A 16,936-nucleotide genomic window follows, 5' to 3' on the forward strand; every position below is an offset into this window, starting at 1 on the left:
ATGACAGCGAACACGACAAACGCGAAGGACATCACGACCGTGCTGGTGCTCGGTGGCACCGGCAAGACCGGACGCCGGGTGGCGAGCAGGCTCCGGCGCCGGGAAGGTGTGGAGGTACGGCTGGGGTCCCGCTCGACGCGACCGCGCTTCGACTGGACCGACGAGTCCACTTGGGACACCGTGCTCACCGGGGTGGACGCCGTCTACGTGGTGTACGCGCCGGATCTCGGGGTGCCCGGCGCGGACAAGGTCGTGGGTGCGTTCGCCCGGCGTGCCGTGGACCTCGGGGTGCGGAGGCTCGTGCTCCTGTCCGGCCGCGGGGAGGAGGGAGCCGCCCGCGCCGAGCACGCGATTCGCACCTCGGGTGCGGAGTGGACGGTCGTGCGGTGCGCCTGGTTCGTCCAGGCGTTCAGCGAGGACTTCCTCCGGGAAGGGGTGCTGGACGGCACCCTCGCGTTGCCCGCGGGGGACGTGGCGGAGCCGTTCGTGGACGCCGACGACATCGCCGACGTGGCCGTGACGGCCCTCCTCGACGACGGCCACGTGGGGCGTGTCTACGAGCTGACGGGACCGCGGGCGCTGACGTTCGCGCAGGCGGCGGCCGAACTGTCCGAGGTGACCGGGCGCGAGGTGCGTTACGTGCCCGTGTCGGCGGCGGAGTACGGCGCGATGCTCGTCGAGCACGGTCTGCCTCGGGACGAGGCGGAGTTTCTGGCCGAGCTGTTCGCGAGGGTGCTGGACGGCCGTAACTCCCGTCTCGCCGACGGGGTACGGGAAGCGCTCGGTCGCTCGCCCAGGGACTTCGGTGAGGTGGTGCGCGAGGCCGCCGCCCGAGGGGCGTGGGACCCCGCGACCGTCATGTCGGGTGCATGACCCGGTATCGGCCGGGACTGACACCGTAGGCACGTTTGAAGGCGGCGCTCAACGCGAACGCGGTGCCATAGCCGACCCGGCGCGCCACCGCGTCGAGCGTGAGCTCGGAGTCGCGCAACAGATCCGCCGCCAGCGCGAGCCGCCACCCGGTGAGGTAGGTCATCGGCGGTTCTCCGACCAGTTCGGTGAACCGCCGAGCCAGGGCGGCGCGGGACACCCCGACGCGAGCCGCGAGTGCCGACACCGTCCAGGGGCGGGCGGGGTCGTCGTGCATGAGACGCAAGGTCTGCCCCACCACGGGATCGGTCTGCGCGCGGAACCAGCCGGGCGCCTCGCGCCCCGGACGGGCGAACCACGTGCGCAGCACACTGATCAACAGCAGGTCCAGCAGCCGGTCCAGGACGACCTCCTGGCCCGGCTCGTCCCGCTCGATCTCCGTCTCCAGCAGCGGCACCACCGGCGCCCCGGCCGAGGTGCGGGGCACCACCAACCGCGGGGGCAGCGCGGCGAGCAACCGGCCGCTGACCTCCCCCCGGAACTCGTAGACCCCGATCAGCATCGTGTCGCGGCCGGTGGCGCCGGACCCCCACGTGCGCACGCCTCGCGACCAGGTCTCGCAGACCTCGTCACCCTCCGGGGTGGTGCCGCGTTGTCCGGGCCGGATCACCACCGTGGGGGCGAGAGCGGGATCGCACGCCACGGTGTAGGGGTCGGGACCGCGCACGACGGCCACGTCACCGGCGTCGAGACACCTCGGCTCGGCATCGTCGGGGACGAGCCACGCCCGCCCGTGCGTGGGCGCGATCACCGCCAGGGCGGCGCGATCCTCCACCCGCAGGGACCACGGCGGGTCGAACACCGCTCGAAGGAGGAACGCCCCGCGTGCCCTCGGCCCGTCCAGCAGGTTGCCCAGCGCGTCCACCTCGCCACCATAGACCGCCCACCGGCGCGACTACACTCCCGAATGGACGTCGGGGAAGGCGTCCGGGCAAGGGTCGGTCGAGGAGAGTCATGGCGACACCACGGGAGCGGAAGGCCGTGACCTCACAGGCCTCACAGGCCTCGCCAACCTTCACCGAACGGGCACGGCGACGGCAGATCATCGACAGCACCATCGAACTCGTGTCGCAGCGGGGATACGCGGGCACGTCCCTGGCGGCGATCGCCCGGCACGCCGGGATCTCGAAGGCCGCCGTGCTGTACCACTTCGGGTCGAAGGCCGAACTCGCGGAGGCCACGCTGACGCACGTGTTCGACCGTTTCGCCGCTCACGTGCGGGAACGGATGCGGGCCGAGCCGGACCCGAGGAGCAAGCTCGCCGCGTACGTGCGTGCGATGGTCGGCTACCAGCGCGAGCACCGCACACACGTCCGGCTGATCACGGAGGTGCTGCTCGACGACCGCGAGGGCACGCGGCTACGGCAGCCCGGTCAGCACGACCGACACGGTCGGTGGCAGGCGCTCGCCGAGCTGCTGCGCCAGGGCCAGCGGGCGGGGCAGTTCCGCCGGTTCGACGCCGACAGCGTGGCACTGGCCGTGGGTGGCGCCATCGACAACGTCGTGTCGCACTGGCTGGCGGACCCGGACCTCGACCTGGACACCGCGACGGCCGAACTGGAGACCTTTGTGCTCACGGCCGTGGAGGCACGCTGACCCGGCGGGCGAACACTGGTGGTCGTTCGCGGTACAACCCCTTTCCGCCGAGGTGCGCCGTCACCGTCTGCAGCAGTGCGCTGCGGCCGACCGCGCGCAGCGGCGTCGGCACCTTGGTGAGGGTTCCGTCGAGCGCGGGGCGCAGCAGCATCTCGTGTTCGCCGTGTTGCGTCCGCTGGGTGACCAGCGTGGCGGGCATTCTCCTGCGTTGCACCCGTGCGAGTTCGGCGGTGGTGACGGTCCCGCGCTCCCGGAGGGCGGGCGCGAGCAGCCTCGCGGCGGCCACGGCGTCGGCAATGGCGAGGTTGACGCCGACCCCACCGACGGGCGACATCGCGTGGGCGGCGTCCCCGAGACACAGCAGCCCCGGCCGGTACCACCTCCGCAACCGGTTCATGCGGACGCGCAGCAGCGGGATGTCGTCCCACGACCGGATCGCGCCCACGACGTCGTCGCTCCAGCCCAGCAGCTCGCTCAGGTGTGCTCGGAACGCGTCGAGTCCCAGCGCCCGGCGCTGCGCGTCGCTGCCGCGGGGAATGAGGTAGGCGACCTGCGAGTAGGTGCCGCGGTCCATGCTCACGGCGGCCCCTCCCGCCCGGAAATGCCCCACTACGATCCCGCGGGAGTCGTCGGGAGGCAGCGGAAGCCGCACCTGCCAGACGTCCATCGGGACGTCGAACTCGTGCGGGCGCAGCCCCGCCGCTTCCCGCGCCACCGAGTCCCGACCGTCACAGGCGAGCACGAGCGCCGCGCGCAGTTCGTGCTCGGTGCCGTCCTGGCTCCGGTAACGCACGCCGTGCACGCGTGGTGAGTCACCTTCCCCGCTCGTCAGCAGTCCCGTGACCGTCACCGGTCGCCGCAGCGTGAACGTGGGTTCCCCGGCCGCCTCCTCGGCCAGCAGGTCGAGAAAATCGCCCTGCGGCACCATCGCGATGTAGTCGTACGGCGCGGGCAGGCGGCTGAAGTCGGCCATCACGACAGGGGTGCCGTTGATGTGTACTCGCATGCGTTCGAGTCGTCCCGCGGGCAGCTCCGCGAAGCGGGAACCCAGCCCGAGCTCGTCGAGCAGCCGCAGCGTGGACGGATGCACCGTGTCGCCTCGGAAGTCGCGAAGAAAGTCGGGGTGCTTCTCCAGCACGGTCACGTCGACCCCCGCCCTGGCCAGCAGTAGCGCCACCATCATGCCCGCGGGGCCGCCCCCGACGACGCAGCACGTCGTGTACTCCATTCCGGGATGCTAACCGATCGGTCAAGGATTTGACCGCATGGTCAGCTTTCGGGTCCGGGAACCGGGGTAGGGTGTGACTGCGGCAGGGGTGTCGAGAGGGTGGAGCGTGGTCGCATGCGCGGAACCGGGGCGGTGCTGGCGGCGAGCGTGGGCCTGGTCGCCACGGCGGGAGCGGCGGTGGCGACGTCACGCCTGTTGACGGCCTTCGGAGGGCGTCCCGACCCGGAGAGCGTGCGGTCGTCGCCGCAGTATCACGACGGCACTTTCCACAACGCCCGTCCCGCGCGGTGGCTGCCGAAGGGCAGCACGCGGGACACGGTGCGCGAGATGCTGCGTGCGTCCCGGCCCAGGAAGCCGTTGGGCCCCGTTCCGCTCGTGTCGCCCACGCCCGCCCCGGAGGACGGCCTGCACGTCACGTGGTTCGGCCATGCGTCCTCGCTCGTGGAGCTCGACGGCGCGCGCGTCCTGCTCGATCCCGTGTGGAGCGACCGCGCCTCCCCGGTACGGTTCGCCGGCCCCCGGCGGCTGCATCCCGTGCCGCACCGCCTCACCGATCTCCCCCGGCTCGACGCGGTCGTGATCTCCCACGACCACTACGACCACCTGGACCTCGACACCGTCCGGGCATTGACCCGATTGCAGTCGGCGCCGTTCGTGGTGCCCCTCGGCGTCGGTGCCCATCTGCGGGTCTGGGGAGTCCCCGAGGAACGCATCGTCGAACTGGACTGGCACCAGCGGACGTCCGTCGGGCCGTTGACGATCACGGCGACCCCCGCCCAGCACTTCTCCGGGCGCGCCTTCACCCGTAACACCACGCTCTGGGCGTCCTGGGTGTTGGCCGGGCCGCGCTGGCGCGTGTTCTACAGCGGTGACACCGGATACTGCGACGCGTTCGCCGACATCGGGCGCGACCACGGGCCGTTCGACCTCACGCTCGTGCAGATCGGCGCGTACGCCAGCGGTTGGCCGGACATCCACATGACTCCCGAGGAAGGCGTGGCGACGCATCGGGACGTGCGGGGTGGGCTGCTCGTGCCCGTGCACTGGGGCACGTTCAACCTCGCGCCGCACGGGTGGGCCGACCCGGTGGAGCGAGTGGTCAGGGCCGCCGAGGAACACGACGTCCGGGTGGTCGTGCCCCGCCCCGGCGAGCGTGTCGACGTGGCGGCGGCCGCGACCCGGCCGGCCGTGCGGCCCTGGTGGCGGGCGCTCGCCCCGAGGGAGGACGAGGAGCGGGAAGCGCCGAGCCACGCCGGGTGAGTGGGTGGCGAGGCCGCACCGGTCCCCGACGTCGCCAAGCCGCGCTCGGTCCCGTCGGTGTCCACCGGAGACAACGAGTGTCGGGGCGGTGGGTGGTCGTCGAACGTTCGGACGGAAGCTGTGATATCGCTCTCTCGATGTCGGCGATCCTGCTAGTCTGACCTCGCTCGATCGTCGGGGGTGCCGGGCCTGGAGGGTTGATGACACAGGGGGAGGGCGGAGCGCTGCGATTGCGCCCGCCGAGGCGGAACATCGACGGGCGTGCCCGTTCGTGGTGGTGGACCCAATGGGCGCTGGCGCTGGTGCCCCTCTTTCTGACGCTCGGGGTGCTCGCGTGGCTGATCGAGCCGGCACGCCCGTGGCTGTTGCTCTCCCTCGTCGTGGTCGCGGTCGTGACCGTTCCGGCCGCGGTGCTGCTGCCGATCTGGTGGTACCGCGTGCACCGCTGGGAGGTCACCGACGACGCCGTCTACACGCGCACCGGCCGCTTCTGGCAGGAGTGGCGGGTGGCTCCCATGTCCCGTATCCAAACCGTCGACACCCAGCGAGGACCGGTGGAGCGACTGTTCGGGCTCGCCACGGTCACGGTCACCACGGCGTCGGCCAGGGGCGCCGTCACGATTCCGGGGCTCGACCACGAACTCGCCTCGGAGCTGGTGGACCAGTTGACCCGTACCACGCAGGCCACCCCGGGGGACGCGACATGAGCGACGCCGTCGCCGACCCCGTCGCCGAGTCGGAGTGGAAGCGGCTCGACTCGCGCACGATCGCCGTCACCGCGCTGAGGTTGCTCGGAGTCGCCGTGGTCGCGGCGATTCCCGGTTGCTTCTGGTTGAGCCGGGCGCTCCCGTTGTGGCTGGCCCTCGTCATCGCGGCGGCCGCCACGGTCGTCCTCGTCGGGGCGGGCGTGCTCGTCGACCGGCTCCGCTGGAGCCGGACCCGTTACCGGGCCCTGCCCGACCGGTTCGAACTGCACACGGGCATCGTCGTGCGGTCGCGCCGTTCGCTTCAGCGGGAGCGCATCCGCACCGTCGACATCACCGCCTCGCCGTTGTTGCGGTTGTTCCGGTTGGTCCACGTCAAGGTGGGCACGGGGGAACAGGCGAGCGGTGACGGCAGCTCGCTGTCGCTCAACCCGGTCGGCCGGGACGACGCCGAGTGGTTGCGGACGACGCTGCTCGACCGCACGGGGGCCACGGAGGACGAGGCCGCCCGAAGCGGCGTTCTGTCCACCATGGACCTGTCGTGGGTGAGGTACGCGCCGATCTCGTTCGTGACCCCGGCCCTGGGCACCGCGGCGTTCGGTGGTGTGCTGCAGGTGGCGGACTGGTTCGGCATGCAGTCCGACATCCTGGGGTGGGTGGTGGACCTGCTGTCCGAGCTGTCGCTCGTCGGGGGAATCCTCCTGCTGCTGGCGGTCGGCCTGGTCGTGGGCGCCGTCGCGGCGGTCGCGTTGTTCGTCGAGATGTGGTGGCAGTTCCGTCTGGAGCGCGAGCCGGGCGGTACGTTACGGGTCCGGCGTGGCCTGCTCACGACCCGCTCGATCTCCGTGGAGGAACGGCGGCTTCGCGGAGTCGAACTGGTGGAACCGCTGGGCAACCGGCTGGCGGGTGCCGCCAGGGTCGACGCCGTGGCCACGGGACTCGCGCGGCGGGAGGAGGAACAGAAGGCCGCGCACAACACGCTCCATCCGGCCGCTCCCCGGCAGCTCGCCCACCGGATCGCCGCGGCCGTCCTGCGCGAGCCGACCTCGCCCACCGAGACCGTCGGGTTGCGAGCCCACCCGAAGGCGGCTCTCGGCCGCCGGATCCGCTGGGCGCTGATCGCCCTCGTCGTCCTGGAGCTCCCGCTCGTCGTGCTCGGCCTCACCGTGACCTCGGTGTTGCTGCACGTCGCGTGGATCAGTGCCGTCGTTCTGCTGCCGGTCTCCGTGGCCCTGGCGTTCGCGGCGTACCGCAGCCTGGGACACGGCATCACGGGCGGATACCTCGTCACCCGGCACGGTGCCGTCCGGCGCGGAACCGTGGCGCTGCGGCGCAGTGGCGTCATCGGGTGGACCATCCGGCAGTCGGTGTTCCAGCGCAGGAGCGGACTGCTGACCGTCACCGCCACCACGGCGGCGGGTTCCCAGGCGTACTCGGCCTACGACGTGGGTGAGCACGAGGGCCTCGCGTTCGCCGAGGAGGCCGTGCCCGGACTGCTGACGCCGTTTCTGGAGCGCGCCGACCGGTAGCAGGGTAGGCGGGGCCCCGATGCGGTGGCGTCCTCGCTCGCGCCGCCCCCGTGGCCGATGACCGACCCGCTCAGGGGCGGGGCCCGCGGGGGTGTCGAGGACCGGCGGTGAAGGGGTGAGGGCGCTCCCCACCGCCGCCGGTGGGCTCGGCACCGGCGAGGCGGTCGTCTGCGACCGGACCGTGTTGGGTGGGTGGGTCGTGGCGCGGCCACAGCCGGGTCGCGGCGAGGCCGCCGAGGACGGTGAGCGCGGCCAGGGTGAGCCAGCCCGGGGTGAAACCGGTCGCGGTGACGAGCCAGCCCGCGATCGGGTAGCTCAGCAGCCAGCAGGCGTGGGACAGCGAGAACTGCGCGGCGAAGACGGCGGGCCGGTCGGCCTCTCGGGCGGAGCGGCGCAGTACCCGGCCGACCGGCGTGAGCACGAGTCCCGAGCCGATTCCGACGAGAGTCCACACCAGGACGGCGGCAGGCCACCGCCACTCGCCGGAGTGCGCAGTCGACAGCGCGACGGCGGCGAGCGATCCCGCGCAGAGGACACCGGCTCCGGTGAGCATCACCGGACGTTCGGGCAGCCGGTCCAACACCTTCGGGAGCGCCAGCGCGACGAGGATGGTGCCCGCACCGTGGGCGCCCAGCAGGAGAGCGACGTCCGCTTCGGTGCGGCCGAGCGCGTCCCGCACGTAGTTGACCGTGTTGACCATCACCACCGCACCCGCACCGGCGACCGCGAGGTCCAGGGCCAGCACGCCGCGCAGCCGCGGTGTGGTGAGAAAGATCCGGCTACCCGCCGCGATGCGGTCCCACAGCGACTCCCGGGGGCTCGGTCGCGCGCGGGGGACACGCGCGGTCACCACGAGGGTGGCCGAGGCCAGGAATCCCGCGGTGGTGCCGGTGAACAACCAGTGGAAGCTCAGCACGCTCAGCAGCGCGGCGGCCAGTACCGGGCTGAGCAGCGTCTCCAGGCTGGACGCCAGTTGGGAGGCCGACAACGCCCGGGTGTAGTCGCGCTCGTCGGGAAGCAGGTCCGGCAGCACGGCCTGGAAGGTCGGGGTGAACGCCGCCGACGCCGACTGCAACACGAGGATCAGCACGTAGACCTGCCAGACCTCGGTGACGAAGGGCAACGCCAGCACCACGGCCGCTCGCACCACGTCCAACACCACGAGCAGCCGTCGGCGTGGTAGCCGGTCGGCGAAGGCACCCGCGACGGGAGCGATCGTCACGTAGGCCACCATCTTGATCGCCAGGGCGGTCCCGAGCACCGCGCCCGCCCCGGCTCCGGCCAGGTCGTAGGCCAGCAACCCGAGCGCCACCGTGGTCAGGCCCGTGCCGAACAGGGCCACCACCTGCGCGCCGAACAGGTGCCGGTAGTCCCGGTTGCCGAACAGTGATCCCCGGACCGGATTCTCGTGCATGATCACGCCGAGCACATTAACAGAACAGTTGAAGAACTATTCAACTGTACTTCGCCGCTAGACTCCAGCCATGGGTCACCAGCCACCGGGACACGCCCCGCCCGCTCAGCTGAGCGCGGAGGACGCCACTGCGGTGGCCACCACCCTGCAGGCACTGGCCACACCGAGCCGCCTGCTGATCCTCACCAGGCTGCGGGCCGGCGCCTGTGCGGTGACCGACCTCGCTGAGGATGTCGGCATGGAGACCTCCGCGGTGTCACACCAACTACGGCTCCTGCGCAACCTCGGCCTGGTCACCGGCACGCGCCAGGGACGCAACATCGTGTACAGCCTCTACGACAGCCACGTCGCGATGTTGCTCGACGAAGCCGTCTACCACATCGAGCACCTCCGGCTGGGACTCCGCGACGACCACCCCGCCGACCGGCGGCACGCCACCCGAAGCCGCTGAACCCGTCGGCGATCGCGGGCCTGCTTCGTCGGCCGCCCCGGCTAGGGTCACCGCATGAGAACTGCTTTCGGAGCCGAGTTCGACCTCGCCGACGGCTACCTGAACACTCCCGCTGTCGGGGTCCCGCCGGTGCACGTCGCCGAGGCGGTGGAGGAGTTCGTGAGGCGGTGGCGCACCGGTGCGCAGCGGCCCGCCGACTTCGACGCGGCCGTGGACGACACCCGTGAGTCGTTCGGGCGGCTCGTGGGGGTGCCCGGTGACCGGGTGGCCGTGGGTTCGGCCGTGTCGCCGCTGGTGGGCATGGTGGCGCAGGCGGTGCCCGACGGCTGCCGGGTCCTCGTCTCCGAGGGCGAGTTCACCAGCGTGACCTTCCCGTTCGCCGTCCAGACGGATCGCGGGGTCAAGGTCACCGAGGTGCCGTTGACCGCGTTGCCCGACGCGGTGGCCGACCACGATCTCGTGGCGGTGAGCGTCGTGCAGTCCGCCGACGGGGCCGTCGTCGACCTGGAGGGACTGCGCGCCGCGGCCGAGGCCGCCGACGTCGCCGTCCTGCTCGACGTCACCCAGGCGGCGGGCTGGCTGCCCCTGCGGCTCGACTGGGCCGACTGGGTGGTGTGCGCGGGGTACAAGTGGCTGCTCGCGCCCCGTGGCGCGGCATGGCTGGCCGTGCACCCGAAGGCGCTCCACCGGACGCGTCCGGTGGCCGCTTCCTGGTACGCCGGGCGGGACCGCTGGAACAGCGTCTACGACCTGCCGCTACGGCTGGCCGACGAGGCCCGCCGGTTCGACGTCTCACCGGGATGGCCGGCCTTCGCCGGTGCCGCACCGGCGTTGTCCTACCTCGCGTCCCTCGACCTCCATGAGGTGCGGGCCCACGGGGTCGGGCTCGCGAACCGACTGCGGGAGGCCGTCGGACTGCCCGAGGGGAACAGCCCCATCGTGGCGTTGCCCGTCGCCGACGGGGTGGAGCGGTTGGCCCGCTCGGGCGTGGTCGCCAGCGCCCGAGCGGGACACACACGGGTGGGCTTCCATATCTACAACACGGAAGCCGACGTCGACCGGGTGGTGCGCGCGCTCGGTCCGTCGCCGACTACGGTCACGATCCGTGGCTGAACAGGAGCACGGACGCGCAGTGACCAACACGGCGCCGCTGTCGACCGTCGGGGCGGGTAGCCGTCCCGAGGTACCACCGGCGGTGGCGCGCTCGGGCGGAGCGGGCGGCCCGTCGCCGCTCGTTCTCGCGGCCGGTCTGGTGTTGGTCGCCGTGGTGGCGGGACTGGTGTGGGGACTTCTCCGTTCGGGAAGCGGCGGCGGTGTGGTGGGGACCCCGCAGGCGGCCCCGACCTCCGCGAATCCCCTGACCAACGGCCGGTTCTCCTACGAGACGGTTGCCGGCCCCGTCGAGGCGACCGACTGCTCGGCCAACTCCTACGGCGAGATGGTCGGCTGGTTCGCCGAGCACCCCTGTGAGAAGGTGCTTCGCGGCCTCTACACCGTGCAGGAGGGGGAGGCGCGGGCTCTCGTGTCCGTGGTGCTGGTCGTGATGCCCGACGCCGCCTTGGCACAGCAGTTGAAGGCCGTCACCGACACCGACGGCACGGGCAACGTCAACGACCTCGTCCGCGACGGAACGGCGAACTTGCCGAGGGCACCCGTGGTCGCCCGTGGCAAGTACTACTCCGAGGTCGACGACCGTGAGGTGACGATCGTCGAGGCCAACTTCTACGGTGAGCACTCCGACGAGCAGCTCCTGGCCGACATCAGCCGGGACGCCGCCCGGCTGGCCGAGCACCTGACCTCGAACTGACCGGTCCCGACGGGCTCCGGCCGCACCGGAGCCCGTACCGCCGGTCGTGGTGCGTCCGCACCGGAGCGTCGTCAGTGCGTCGCGGGTTCCCGGCCCGGCAGTCGCGGCACGACCGGCTCGATCCCCGCCTCCTCGCGCCAGTGGACGCCCCGCGTCGCGGCGCCGATCAGGCAGTGGACGGCGAAGTCCCGGATCGACGCGTCGTCGGTGCGTTCGAGGACGCCGTGCCAGGCGGTGGTGGCGTCGGACTCGGCGGTGGCGACCGCGCGCGCGGCCGAACCGTCGTCGGTCACCGGGTCGGTGAGGACGTAGGCGGGTTCGGCGGGACGGGGCGTGCGGCCCGCGGCGGACAACAGCCGTTCGCAGACGTCCCTCCGCTCGATGTGGGCGCGCTCGCCACGGGTGATGCCGCTTTCGTAATCCTCGTCGAGGAACGCCCGCACCAGGCCGTACACCCAGATCGCGGCGTGCTCGGTCTCCAGCGCCGTCTGCACCGCGTTCGCGGTGTCGTCCTCCAGCCGGGTCACCGAGGTCGGGTCGAACGCCGGTTCGCCGAGCTGGGAGGGCTGTCCCAGCTCCAGGGCCGCGGCGCAGCCCGCGGCCACCGAACCCACCAGACCCGCGCGGTGGCGGGGCAGCTCGGGAAGCAGACGCAGCGCCTCGTCCCTGCCCTCGGCGAGCCAGGACCACAACCGTGAGGGGTCACTCGTGTCGAACGTCGGTGGTGTCTCTCCCTCCGGCACCGGCCGGTTGAGCCGCTCCACCTCCGCCCGTAGCGCTTCGGCGTGTGCCGCGCGGACGGTGGCCACCTGGCCCGCGACGTCGGCGAGGTCCGAGGACTCGGTGGCCAGCTTCTCGGCGGCCTTCGCGTGGCCGGAGGCCTGCAACCACAGCGGTCGCAACGGGTCGGGGGCGTCCTCGTAGCCGGAGGTGCACGCCGCCAGGCCGGAGGCCGTGGGGACCGCCAGCACGGTGAACGCGGCGGCCCGCAGGAACACGCGTCTTCCGAACGCGGGTCTGCCAGATTGGGATCTCACGTGGTCATCCTGCCAGCAGCGGGCGACGTCCGGCGGGAGGTGGTGGGGGCACGCTAAGCTGGACCACCATTTCGGAACAAGCACGACAGGGAGCATCACGGTGCCCAACGAACTCGCCAGCAGGCTGGAGCCACTCGTGGCCGAGGCCGTCGAGGCCGCGGGTTTCGAACTCGACGCGCTGGACGTGCAGCAGGCGGGCAGGCGCAAGCTGGTGAAGGTCGTGGTCGACAGCGACGACGGTGTTGAGCTCGACAAGGTCGCGGAGATCAGCAAGGCGGTGTCGGCGATGCTCGACCGGCACGAACACCTGATCGCAGGCGCTTACACGCTGGAGGTGACCTCGCCGGGGCTCGACAGGCCGCTGACGAAACCGCGGCACTGGCGCAGAGCACGGTTCCGGCTGGTCCGGGTCACTCCGCACGAGGGACCCGCGTTCGTCGGCCGTGTCGGTGCCGCGGGCGAGGAGTCGGTGCGCATACTGGTTGACGGACAGATTCGCGACCTGCCCTATGCCGACGTGCGCAAGGCCGTGGTCGAGGTCGAGTTCAAGCAGCCGCCTTCCGGGGAGCTCAAGCTGCTGGAAGAGGATGATTGCGGCAAGATCGGGGAAGGCACCGGAACGAAGGAGGAGTCGAGGTGAACGTCGACATCGCGGCGTTGCGCGCGATCGAGCGGGACAAGGACATCCCCTTCGAGACGGTTCTGGAGGCCATCGAGAGCGCACTGCTGACGGCCTACAAGCACACCGAGGGCCACCAGCCCCACGCGAGGATCGACATCGACCGCAAGACCGGCTACGTGCGCGTGCTGGCCTACACGCTCGGCCCCGACGGCGAGGTGGAGGAGGAGTGGGACGACACTCCGGAGGGCTTCGGCCGGATCGCCGCCGCCACCGCGCGCCAGGTCATCCTCCAGCGTCTGCGTGACGCGGAGCACGAGAAGACCTACGGCGAGTTCTCGGCCCAGGAGGGCGAGATCGTGGCCGGCGTCGTGCAGCGCGACGCCAAGGCGAACGCCAGGGGCATGGTGATCGTGCAGGTCGGTGACACCGAGGGTGTGCTGCCCCCGGCCGAGCAGGTCCCCGGCGAGAGCTACGAGCACGGAGCCCGGCTCAAGGCGTACGTCGTGGGGGTGTCCCGCACGGCGCGGGGCCCGCAGATCACCCTCTCGCGTACCCACCCGAACCTCGTGCGCAAGCTCTTCGCGCTGGAGGTGCCCGAGATCGCCGACGGAACCGTCGAGATCACGGCCGTGGCGAGGGAGGCCGGTCACCGGTCGAAGATCGCCGTGCGTTCCACCGTTCCCGGCGTGAACGCCAAGGGCGCCTGTATCGGCCACGTGGGCGCTCGGGTGCGCAACGTGATGAGCGAGCTCGGTGGCGAGAAGATCGACATCATCGACTACTCGGACGACCCGGCTCAGTTCGTCGGGAATGCTTTGTCGCCCGCGAAGGTTGTATCGGTGAGCGTGGTGGACGAACGGGCCAGGACGGCCAGGGTCGTCGTACCCGACTTCCAGCTTTCCCTGGCGATCGGCAAGGAAGGTCAGAACGCGCGGCTCGCCGCTCGACTCACCGGTTGGCGGATCGACATCCGCAGTGACGCGGCCCCCGACGCGGGGCAACCGAGTGAGAAGCGGCACCCCGCGGCGGCCGGTTCCGCCGACTGATTGACCAAGGTCTAGACTGGGTTGTGGTGCGACACCCACAGCCGACTTCAACGCGACGTACGGACGGAACCTCACCGGTCCGTCTGTGCGTTGGTTGTCGGCAACGGGCGTCGGTCGGAGAGCTGTCCCGCGTGGTCGCGTCGGACGGGCGGTTGGTCGTCGACGAACGTCGGCGCTTGCCGGGCCGCGGGGCCTGGTTGCACCCGCATCCGGGCTGCCTGTCCAAGGCCGAGCGGCGACGGGCGTTCCCCCGTGCTCTTCGAGTGAGGGGGGTGCTCGACACCGCTCCCGTGCGGCATTATGTGGAACGGTTCACCGAGAGCAAGGCGGGCGTGGAATCACCGCGTCCGGAACGGACAAGGAAGCAGGTCGACCCGTCATGAGTCAGCCGTGAAGCTGAAGCCATGAACGCGCGACGATAGGACGAGGTCTGCGGGTTTCGCCGCCAGACCTCACCAGTTGAGGAGAGCAGTGGCAGGCAAAGCCCGCGTACATGAGCTCGCGAAAGAGCTCGGTGTCACGAGCAAGGAAGTACTCGCCAAGCTGAAGGAACAGGGCGAGTTCGTGAAGTCTGCGTCATCGACGGTCGAGGCGCCGGTCGCCCGTCGACTGCGTGACGCGTTTTCGAAGAAGGACGACAAGCAGTCCGAGAAGCCGTCGGGCAAGGACACGGCGAGCAAGGACAAGGCCGGCAAGGCCACCGGTCCGAAGCCGGCGCCGTCCCCCGGCCGAGGGGCTCCCGCGCCGAAGCCCGCGCCGCCGCAGCGACGGCAGCCGGCGCAGGCCAAGCCCGCGCCCCCCGTGTCCAAGCCGGGTCCGCGTCCGGGCCCGAAGCCGGGTCCCGTGCCCAAGCCGGGTGAGCAGCTCCCGGCCGCGAAGGCCAAGGAGCAGGGCTCCGTCGTCCCGCCGAAGCCCCAGGGTCCGAAGCCCGGTCCGAAGCCGGGTCCACGTCCCCCGCGGGTCGGCAACAACCCGTTCGGTGTCGGTTCCGGTGCGCCCGAGCTGCGTCTGGCCCAGCCACGTCACGGCGGCGGTCAGGGTGGCGGTCCGCGTCCCGGCGGCGGTCAGCACGTCGCCCATGGTGGTGCTCCCGGCAGCAACTGTCCGCATTCCGTGCAACATGCCGCCGCGTCCGAACCCCGGCATGATGCCATCGCGTCCGCCGCGGCCCGCCGGTAGCCCCGGTGGTCGCGGTGGCGGCCCCAGCGGTGGCCGTGCTGGCCCCGGCAGAGGTCGCGGTGGCTGTCCCCGTGGTGGCGGTGGCGGCGGCTTCCGCGGCGGCGGTGGTGGCGGCTTCCGTCCCGGTGGCGGTGGTGGCGGCTTCCGCGGCGGTCGTGGTGGCCCCGGCGGTCGTGGTGGCACGGCCGGTGCCTTCGGGCGTCCGGGTGGTCCCTCGCGCAAGGGCCGCAAGTCGAAGCGGCAGAAGCGCCAGGAGTACATGGAGAACATGCAGGCGCCGTCGGTCGGCGGCGTGCGTCTGCCGAAGGGCAACGGCGAGACCATCCGGTTGCACCGGGGTGCGTCGTTGACCGACTTCGCGGAGAAGATCGACGCGAATCCGGCCTCGCTGGTGCAGGTGTTGTTCCACCTCGGCGAAATGGTCACCGCGACGCAGTCCGTCTCCGAGGACGTGCTGGAACTGCTCGGCTCGGAGATGAACTACAAGGTCCAGGTGGTCAGCCCCGAGGAGGAGGACCGCGAGCTGCTGGAGGCGTTCGACATCACCTACGGCGAGGACGCCGGCGGTGAGGAGGACCTCCGGCCCAGGCCGCCGGTGGTGACCGTCATGGGTCACGTCGACCACGGTAAGACGCGACTGCTGGACACCATCCGGAAGACGAAGGTCGCCGAGGGCGAGGCCGGTGGCATCACCCAGCACATCGGCGCGTACCAGGTGGAGACCGAGGTCGACGGCGAACCGCGCGTGATCACCTTCATCGACACCCCCGGTCACGAGGCGTTCACCGCCATGCGTGCCCGTGGTGCGCAGGCCACCGACATCGCCGTGATCGTGGTCGCGGCCGACGACGGTGTCATGCCCCAGACGGTGGAGGCCATCAACCACGCGCAGGCCGCCAAGGCCCCGATCGTGGTCGCGGTCAACAAGATCGACGTCGAGGGCGCCAACCCGGCGAAGGTGCGCCAGCAGCTCACCGAGTACGGCCTCGTGGCCGAGGAGTACGGCGGCGACACCATGTTCGTCGACATCTCGGCGAAGCAGGGCACCAACATCGACGGGCTGCTCGAAGCGATCGTGCTGACCGCCGACGCGGCGCTGGACCTCCGAGCCAACCCGGACATGGAGGCCCAGGGGGTGGCCATCGAGGCGCACCTCGACCGCGGTCGCGGTCCCGTGGCGACGGTGTTGGTGCAGCGCGGCACGCTGCGCGTGGGCGACTCGGTGGTGGCCGGCGACGCCTACGGCCGGGTGCGGCGCATGGTCGACGAGTACAACCGCGACGTCACCGAGGCGACGCCGTCGAGGCCGGTGCAGGTCATCGGCTTCACGTCGGTGCCTCGGGCCGGTGACACCTTCCTCGTCGTCGAGGAGGACAGGGTGGCCCGGCAGATCGCGGAGCGGCGACAGGCCCGGATCCGCAACGCGGAGAACGCGGCCCGGCGCAAGCGCGTCAGCCTGGAGGACCTGGACTCCGCGCTCAAGGAGACCAACACCCTCAACCTGATCATCAAGGGCGACAACTCGGGTACCGTCGAGGCGCTGGAGGCGTCGCTGCTCCAGATCGACGTCGGCGACGAGGTGGAGCTCAACGTCGTCCACCGCGGCGTCGGTGGTGTCACGGAAAGCGACATCGACCTCGCCACGGCGTCCGACGCCATCGTGATCGGGTACAACGTGCGGGCCCAGGGCAAGGCGACCGAGCGGGCCACCCGCGAGGGCGTCGACGTCCGGTACTACACGGTGATCTACCAGGCGATCGAGGAGATTGAGCAGGCCCTCAAGGGCATGCTCAAGCCGATCTACGAGGAGGTGGAGCTCGGCAAGGCCGAGGTCCGCGAGGTGTTCAAGTCCTCGAAGGTCGGCACGATCGCCGGTTGCCTCGTCACCTCGGGCGTGATCCGTCGCAACGCGAAGGCGCGCCTGCTGCGTGACGACGTGGTGGTTGCCGAGAACCTGCCGGTGAACTCGCTGCGCCGGTTCAAGGACGACGTCGTCGAGGTGCGGGACGGGTTCGAGTGTGGTCTCACGCTCGGCAAGTTCTCCGACATCAAGATCGGCGACGTGGTGGAGACGTACGAGCTCCGCGAGAAGCCGCGCGAGTGACGTGGATTGCGGCCGGGCGGGCGGTGAGC

The 16,936-nt window shown here is 71.3% G+C and carries 15 protein-coding genes and 1 pseudogene; 12 read left to right on the forward strand and 4 right to left on the reverse strand.

Features of this window, described 5'->3' with window-relative positions; all coding sequences use genetic code 11:
- Complete coding sequence (locus tag SACGLDRAFT_RS07885; RefSeq protein WP_005463386.1) at positions 1–873, forward strand: NAD(P)H-binding protein; 873 nt, start codon at positions 1–3, stop codon at positions 871–873.
- Here the strand turns inward: SACGLDRAFT_RS07885 and SACGLDRAFT_RS07890 are convergent.
- A complete protein-coding gene (locus SACGLDRAFT_RS07890; protein ID WP_005463388.1) occupies positions 857–1,795 on the reverse strand; it encodes an AraC family transcriptional regulator in 939 nt (312 codons plus the stop codon). The two genes, SACGLDRAFT_RS07885 and SACGLDRAFT_RS07890, sit on opposite strands and share 17 nt — an antisense overlap.
- An 89-nt stretch (positions 1,796–1,884) precedes the next feature.
- Between SACGLDRAFT_RS07890 and SACGLDRAFT_RS07895 the strand changes: the two genes are divergently transcribed.
- Positions 1,885–2,526, forward strand: coding sequence for a TetR/AcrR family transcriptional regulator (locus SACGLDRAFT_RS07895; protein WP_005463390.1), 642 nt, complete (start codon positions 1,885–1,887; stop codon positions 2,524–2,526).
- Here the strand turns inward: SACGLDRAFT_RS07895 and SACGLDRAFT_RS07900 are convergent.
- A complete protein-coding gene (locus SACGLDRAFT_RS07900) occupies positions 2,504–3,754 on the reverse strand; it encodes an FAD-dependent oxidoreductase (RefSeq protein ID WP_005463393.1) in 1,251 nt (416 codons plus the stop codon). The genes SACGLDRAFT_RS07895 and SACGLDRAFT_RS07900 overlap by 23 nt on opposite strands.
- Positions 3,755–3,868: 114 nt before the next feature.
- Between SACGLDRAFT_RS07900 and SACGLDRAFT_RS07905 the strand changes: the two genes are divergently transcribed.
- The 3 genes from SACGLDRAFT_RS07905 (at position 3,869) to SACGLDRAFT_RS07915 (ending at position 7,247) form a co-directional block, all read left to right on the forward strand.
- On the forward strand, positions 3,869–5,014 hold the full coding sequence (locus tag SACGLDRAFT_RS07905; protein ID WP_005463394.1) for an MBL fold metallo-hydrolase: 1,146 nt from the start codon (positions 3,869–3,871) through the stop codon (positions 5,012–5,014).
- A 200-nt stretch (positions 5,015–5,214) separates the two neighbouring features.
- Positions 5,215–5,721, forward strand: a complete 507-nt coding sequence (locus SACGLDRAFT_RS07910) for a PH domain-containing protein (RefSeq protein ID WP_005463396.1) — start codon at positions 5,215–5,217, stop codon at positions 5,719–5,721.
- Complete coding sequence (locus SACGLDRAFT_RS07915; protein WP_005463398.1) at positions 5,718–7,247, forward strand: PH domain-containing protein; 1,530 nt, start codon at positions 5,718–5,720, stop codon at positions 7,245–7,247. The genes SACGLDRAFT_RS07910 and SACGLDRAFT_RS07915 overlap by 4 nt, the downstream gene beginning before the upstream one ends.
- 70 nt (positions 7,248–7,317) lie before the next feature.
- Here the strand turns inward: SACGLDRAFT_RS07915 and SACGLDRAFT_RS07920 are convergent, their stop codons facing one another.
- Entirely contained in the window at positions 7,318–8,661 is a 1,344-nt protein-coding gene (locus SACGLDRAFT_RS07920; RefSeq protein ID WP_005455509.1) for an MFS transporter, read from the reverse strand.
- A gap of 70 nt (positions 8,662–8,731) precedes the next feature.
- Between SACGLDRAFT_RS07920 and SACGLDRAFT_RS07925 the strand changes: the two genes are divergently transcribed.
- From SACGLDRAFT_RS07925 to SACGLDRAFT_RS07935, 3 genes are read left to right on the forward strand one after another with little or no spacing between them, the layout of a single operon-like run.
- Entirely contained in the window at positions 8,732–9,112 is a 381-nt protein-coding gene (locus SACGLDRAFT_RS07925; protein WP_005455514.1) for an ArsR/SmtB family transcription factor, read from the forward strand.
- A gap of 54 nt (positions 9,113–9,166) precedes the next feature.
- Positions 9,167–10,225 carry an aminotransferase class V-fold PLP-dependent enzyme gene (locus SACGLDRAFT_RS07930; RefSeq protein ID WP_005463401.1) on the forward strand — a complete coding sequence of 353 codons (1,059 nt, stop codon included), beginning with the start codon at positions 9,167–9,169 and terminating at the stop codon, positions 10,223–10,225.
- A gap of 19 nt (positions 10,226–10,244) precedes the next feature.
- Positions 10,245–10,919 carry a hypothetical protein gene (locus tag SACGLDRAFT_RS07935; RefSeq protein WP_005463403.1) on the forward strand — a complete coding sequence of 225 codons (675 nt, stop codon included), beginning with the start codon at positions 10,245–10,247 and terminating at the stop codon, positions 10,917–10,919.
- 71 nt (positions 10,920–10,990) lie between these two features.
- Here SACGLDRAFT_RS07935 and SACGLDRAFT_RS07940 read toward each other — a convergent pair whose 3' ends face one another.
- On the reverse strand, positions 10,991–11,956 hold the full coding sequence (locus SACGLDRAFT_RS07940) for a ferritin-like domain-containing protein (RefSeq protein ID WP_040918762.1): 966 nt from the start codon (positions 11,954–11,956) through the stop codon (positions 10,991–10,993).
- A gap of 100 nt (positions 11,957–12,056) precedes the next feature.
- Here SACGLDRAFT_RS07940 and rimP point away from each other — a divergent pair, with 100 nt between their 5' ends.
- From rimP to infB, 4 genes and pseudogenes are all read left to right on the forward strand, one after another.
- Positions 12,057–12,596: a ribosome maturation factor RimP gene (gene rimP / locus SACGLDRAFT_RS07945; RefSeq protein ID WP_005463411.1), complete on the forward strand. Its 540-nt coding sequence runs from the start codon at positions 12,057–12,059 to the stop codon at positions 12,594–12,596.
- Entirely contained in the window at positions 12,593–13,624 is a 1,032-nt protein-coding gene (nusA, locus tag SACGLDRAFT_RS07950) for a transcription termination factor NusA (protein WP_005463412.1), read from the forward strand. The genes rimP and nusA overlap by 4 nt, the downstream gene beginning before the upstream one ends.
- A gap of 131 nt (positions 13,625–13,755) precedes the next feature.
- On the forward strand, positions 13,756–14,007 hold the full coding sequence (locus SACGLDRAFT_RS07955) for a YlxR family protein (RefSeq protein ID WP_456300008.1): 252 nt from the start codon (positions 13,756–13,758) through the stop codon (positions 14,005–14,007).
- Positions 14,008–14,095: 88 nt separating this feature from the next.
- Positions 14,096–16,907: pseudogene (gene infB / locus SACGLDRAFT_RS07970) on the forward strand (translation initiation factor IF-2).
- Positions 16,908–16,936 lie beyond the last annotated feature (29 nt).

It is taken from the genome of Saccharomonospora glauca K62 (assembly GCF_000243395.2).
Classification (GTDB): domain Bacteria; phylum Actinomycetota; class Actinomycetes; order Mycobacteriales; family Pseudonocardiaceae; genus Saccharomonospora; species Saccharomonospora glauca.

Coding starts and splice junctions, on each gene's coding strand:
- SACGLDRAFT_RS07885 (WP_005463386.1), top strand. CDS start 1: ATGACAGCGAACACGACAAACGCGAAGGACATCACGACCGTGCTGGTG.
- SACGLDRAFT_RS07895 (WP_005463390.1), top strand. CDS start 1,885: ATGGCGACACCACGGGAGCGGAAGGCCGTGACCTCACAGGCCTCACAG.
- SACGLDRAFT_RS07900 (WP_005463393.1), bottom strand. CDS start 3,754: ATGGAGTACACGACGTGCTGCGTCGTCGGGGGCGGCCCCGCGGGCATG.
- SACGLDRAFT_RS07905 (WP_005463394.1), top strand. CDS start 3,869: ATGCGCGGAACCGGGGCGGTGCTGGCGGCGAGCGTGGGCCTGGTCGCC.
- SACGLDRAFT_RS07910 (WP_005463396.1), top strand. CDS start 5,215: ATGACACAGGGGGAGGGCGGAGCGCTGCGATTGCGCCCGCCGAGGCGG.
- SACGLDRAFT_RS07915 (WP_005463398.1), top strand. CDS start 5,718: ATGAGCGACGCCGTCGCCGACCCCGTCGCCGAGTCGGAGTGGAAGCGG.
- SACGLDRAFT_RS07920 (WP_005455509.1), bottom strand. CDS start 8,661: ATGCACGAGAATCCGGTCCGGGGATCACTGTTCGGCAACCGGGACTAC.
- SACGLDRAFT_RS07925 (WP_005455514.1), top strand. CDS start 8,732: ATGGGTCACCAGCCACCGGGACACGCCCCGCCCGCTCAGCTGAGCGCG.
- SACGLDRAFT_RS07930 (WP_005463401.1), top strand. CDS start 9,167: ATGAGAACTGCTTTCGGAGCCGAGTTCGACCTCGCCGACGGCTACCTG.